This is a genomic window from Xanthomonas sp. SHU 199 (genome assembly GCF_000364665.1).
Classification (GTDB): domain Bacteria; phylum Pseudomonadota; class Gammaproteobacteria; order Xanthomonadales; family Xanthomonadaceae; genus Xanthomonas_A; species Xanthomonas_A sontii.
Genome location: NZ_AQOI01000162.1, coordinates 1 through 4215 on the forward strand (window position 1 = coordinate 1; position 4215 = coordinate 4215).

The following is a 4215-nucleotide window of genomic DNA, read 5'->3' on the forward strand; positions in this document are numbered from 1 at the left end:
CCGTCGGCCAGGAACGGCTGGTACACCTTCACCCCGCTGCGGCCCTGCCGCAGCTGGTTGTCGAGCAGGATCTGGCCGGGCAGGAAGCGGCCGGCGCCATGCACCCAGCGCAACTGTCCCGGCGGCGTCGCGCGCAGCGCATCGGCCAGCGTCTGCGGACGATCGCGCACATGCGCCGCCTGCGCCAGCAGCGCCTGCTTCTCGTGCATGCGTTGCAGTTGCCAGCGGCCCAGCGCGCAGAAGCCCAGCGCCACTGCCAACGCGACGCTCCAACCCAACCACAGCGGCATGCGCCGGCGCGCACCCACGCGCGAGGCAGCGGCGAGGGTCATAATGCGGACACACCATGTGCCGAGACGCCCATGAACGACTCGCTGAAGACTTTGCTGATCGTCGCGTTCCTGCTGCTCATCCTGTGGAACCTGGGCGCCGGCCTGTACTACCTGTTGGTGGACCGCGGCCAGAGCAAGCGCACGGTGAACGCGTTGACCTGGCGCATCGGCCTATCGGTGTGCCTGATCCTGCTGGTGATCCTGGGCATCTATACGGGAGTGATCAAGCCCCATGGGCTCGGGCGGTAGACGTTGCTTTCGGGATTCGGGATTCGGGATTCGGGATTCGGGATTCGATAGCAGCATGCCGTCCGCACGGGCACTTTGCGCGCAAGCCGCCAGTAAAAAATCGCTATTCCTTGTAGGAGCGGCTTCAGCCGCGACGCCTTACCGGTAACGCGTCGCGGCTGAAGCCGCTCCTACGATACGCAGCAGCCAGAGACGCCGGCACGCGCAGGAACCCACCAATCCCCAATCCCAACTCCCCAATCCCCGCCGTCAAAGCACATAGACGAACAGGAACAGCGCCAGCCACACCACGTCGACGAAGTGCCAGTACCACGCCGCCGCTTCGAAGGCGAAGTGGTTGTCGCGGCTGAAATGGCCGCGGCTGATCCGCAGCAGCATCACCAGCAGCATGATCGTGCCCAGCAGCACGTGCGCGCCGTGGAAGCCGGTGAGCATGAAGAAGGTCGAGCCGTAGATGCCCGAGCCCAGGGTCAGGTTGAGCTCCTTGTAGGCATGCATGTACTCCTCGGCCTGGAAGTACAGGAAGGTGCAGCCCAGCGCCACGGTCAGTGCCTGGAACACCATCAGCCGGGTGCGCTGGCCGGCCTTGAGCGCGTGGTGGGCGATGGTCAGGGTCACGCCGGAGCTGAGCAGGATCAGCGTGTTGATCAGCGGCAGGCCCCAGGCCGGAATGGTCTGGAACTGGCCGCCGATACCACCGGGGCCGTTGGTCGGCCAGGCGGCGGAGTAGCCGTCCCACAGCAGCGCGTTGGTCATCACCCCGTCGCCCTCGCCGCCCAGCCACGGCAGGATGAAGGTGCGGGTGTAGAACAGCGCACCGAAGAAGGCGCCGAAGAACATCACCTCGGAGAAGATGAACCACACCATCCCCATGCGGAACGACACGTCGACCTGGCGGTTGTAGTGCCCGGCGATCGATTCGCGGATCACGTCGCCGAACCACATGAACAGCGTCGCCACCAGCATCGCGATGCCGGTGAAGAAGGTCCACTTGCCCCAGGACGCGTCGTTGAGCCAACTGGCCACGCCGATCATGGTCACGAACATCGCGATCGAGCCGATGAACGGCCAGCGGCTCTGGCTGGGCACGTAGTAGGCGTTGGCGGTGGCGTCGGTGCTGGGCTGGGCCATGGCAGGCATTCCGGTCGGGTCAGGGAGCCGCGCGCGCGGAACCGGCCAGTTTCGGCGATCCCAGTTCCGCGCTCAGCGCATCGTTCTTGTAGAAGGTGTAGGACAGGGTGATGGTGCCGATGTCGCTGGGCAGGTTCGGGTCGACGATGAAGCGCACCGGCATGTCGCGTTTCTCGCCGGCCTGCAGGGTCTGCGCGGTGAAACAGAAGCACTCGGTCTTGGTGAAGTAGCCGGACGCGCGTGCCGGCGCCACCGACGGCACCGCGCTGCCGACGATGGCGTGCGCGCCATCGTTGTGCGCGTAGTACAGCGCCTCGTTGAGCTCGCCCGGCACCACCTGCATGGTCAGCTGCTCCGGATGGAACGACCACGGCAGCTTGGAGTTCACCCCGCCATCGAACTGCACCGTGACCGTGCGCTTGCCCGCCAGCGGCTTGCCAGCTTGCGGGCCTTCGCCGGGGCCGCGCTCCAGGCGCACGCCGAACACCTTCTCGCAGGCGATGCGGTACAGCGGCACCAGCGAGAAGGTCAGCACGAACACCGCCAGCGCCACGCCGACCAGCTTGAACAGCCCGGCACTGCTGTGCACCCGCGGCGCTGGCGCGTTCATCGGCCCAGCACCCCCGAAAGGATGAAGCCGACGTAGATCGCCAGCGCCACCGCGCCGACCACCAGCGCGGTGCGCGCCGCACGCTTGCGGCGCAGGACCAGGTCGTCGAGCGGCGGTTGCGCGGTCATCAGTGGCTGATGTCGTCGTGGGCCAGGTCGCCGGGCTTGATCACCGGCGGCAGGGTGAAGGTGTGCGCCGGCGCCGGCGACGGCACCGTCCACTCCAGGCCGCGCGCGCCTTCCCACGAACGCGCTTCGGCGCGTGCGCCGTTGCGCAGCGACGCCAGCAGGATGCCGGCCATCAGGAACGGAGTGACGAACATGCCGAACGCGCCGATCGAGCTGACCAGGTTCCAGTCGGCGAACACCACGTTGTAGTCGGGGATGCGCCGCGGCATGCCGGCCAGGCCGAGGAAGTGCTGCGGGAAGAACAGCAGGTTGACGAACAGCATCGTCCACCAGAAGTGGAACTTGGCCCAGGCCTCGTTGTACATGCGCCCGGTCCACTTCGGCCACCAGTAGTACACCGCCGCGATCAGCGCGAACACCGCGCCGGTGACCAGCACGTAGTGGAAATGCGCGACCACGAAATAGGTGTCGTGGTACTGGAAGTCGGCCGGCACGATCGCCAGCATCAGCCCGGAGAAACCGCCGATGGTGAACAGGATGACGAAGGCGATGGACCACAGCATCGGCGACTCGAAGGTCATCGAGCCCTGCCACATGGTGCTGACCCAGTTGAACACCTTCACCCCGGTCGGGATGGAAATCAGCATGGTGGCGAACATGAAGTAGATCTCGCCGCCCAGCGGCATGCCCACGGTGAACATGTGGTGCGCCCAGACGATGAAGCTCAGGAACGCGATCGCCGCGATCGCGTAGACCATCGCCTGGTAGCCGAACAGCGGCTTGCGGCTGAAGGTCGGGATGATTTCGCTGATCACGCCGAACGCCGGCAGGATCATGATGTAGACCTCGGGATGCCCGAAGAACCAGAAGATGTGCTGGTACATCACCGGGTCGCCGCCGCCGGCGGCGCTGAAGAACGAGGTGCCGAAGAACTTGTCGGTGAGCAGCATGGTCACCGCGCCGGCCAGCACCGGCATCACCGCGATCAGCAGGAACGCGGTGATCAGCCAGGCCCAGCAGAAGATCGGCATCTTCAGCAGGTCGATGCCGGGCGCGCGCATGTTGAGCACGGTGGCGATGATGTTGATCGCGCCCATGATCGAGCTGATGCCGGCGACGTGGATGGCGAACACCGAGAAGGCGACGTTGTAGCCGCCCTGCAGCATCAGCGGCGGATACATGGTCCAGCCGCCGGCCGGCGCGCCGCCGGGCAGGAACAGGGTCAGCAGCAGCAGGGTGAAGGCCACCGGCAGCAGCCAGAACGACCAGTTGTTCATGCGCGGCAGCGCCATGTCCGGCGCGCCGATCTGCAGCGGGATCATCCAGTTGGCCAGGCCGACGAACGCCGGCATCACCCCGCCGAAGATCATCACCAGCGCGTGCACGGTGGTCATCTGGTTGAAGAACTCGGGCTTGACGAACTGCAGGCCCGGCTGCGCCAGTTCGGCGCGGATCACCACGCTCATCGCCGCACCGATGACGAACATGGTGAAGCTGAAGAGCAGGTACAGCGTGCCGATGTCCTTGTGGTTGGTCGAGAAGAACCAACGCTCGACGAAGCTCTGCTGATGCCCGTGCTCGTCGTGGTGATCGACTGCCGAATGGGCCATGGCGGCTACCTCAGAAAAGGAATGCTGGAGATCAGGCGGCTTGCACGGTCAGGTGCGAGTCGGAACGAGGACGCGACAGCCGCGCCTGCGGCGGTGCCGCCGGCGCCGGGGCGTCGGCAGGCGCGGCAGCGGGTTCGGCGGTGGCCGGCGCAGCA

Annotated in this window: 6 protein-coding genes; 1 reads left to right on the top strand and 5 read right to left on the bottom strand. The window is 66.1% G+C overall.

What is annotated here, in order from left to right:
• The coding region (locus D183_RS0107240) for an SURF1 family cytochrome oxidase biogenesis protein (protein ID WP_017908419.1) at window positions 1-332 on the bottom strand (332 nt) is incomplete at its 3' end.
• Window positions 333-362: 30 nt separating this feature from the next.
• On the opposite strand from D183_RS0107240, the gene D183_RS0107245 reads away from it, so the two are divergent.
• Entirely contained in the window at window positions 363-581 is a 219-nt protein-coding gene (locus D183_RS0107245) for a twin transmembrane helix small protein (protein WP_010341612.1), read from the top strand.
• 249 nt (window positions 582-830) lie between these two features.
• Here D183_RS0107245 and D183_RS0107250 read toward each other — a convergent pair whose 3' ends face one another.
• The 4 genes from D183_RS0107250 to ctaD are packed head-to-tail and all read right to left on the bottom strand — an operon-like array spanning window position 831 to window position 4060.
• Entirely contained in the window at window positions 831-1712 is an 882-nt protein-coding gene (locus D183_RS0107250; protein WP_010341611.1) for a cytochrome c oxidase subunit 3, read from the bottom strand.
• A 19-nt stretch (window positions 1713-1731) separates the two neighbouring features.
• Window positions 1732-2322 (bottom strand): cytochrome c oxidase assembly protein, encoded by a 591-nt coding sequence (locus tag D183_RS0107255; RefSeq protein WP_017908420.1) that lies wholly within the window; start codon window positions 2320-2322, stop codon window positions 1732-1734.
• The gene (locus D183_RS28130; protein ID WP_010341609.1) at window positions 2319-2450 is read right to left on the bottom strand and encodes a hypothetical protein; all 132 of its coding nucleotides are present in this window, start codon (window positions 2448-2450) and stop codon (window positions 2319-2321) included. Before D183_RS28130 ends, D183_RS0107255 begins: the two co-directional genes overlap by 4 nt.
• On the bottom strand, window positions 2450-4060 hold the full coding sequence (gene ctaD, locus D183_RS0107265; RefSeq protein WP_017908421.1) for a cytochrome c oxidase subunit I: 1611 nt from the start codon (window positions 4058-4060) through the stop codon (window positions 2450-2452). Before ctaD ends, D183_RS28130 begins: the two co-directional genes overlap by 1 nt.
• Between the last annotated feature and the right edge of the window lie 155 nt (window positions 4061-4215).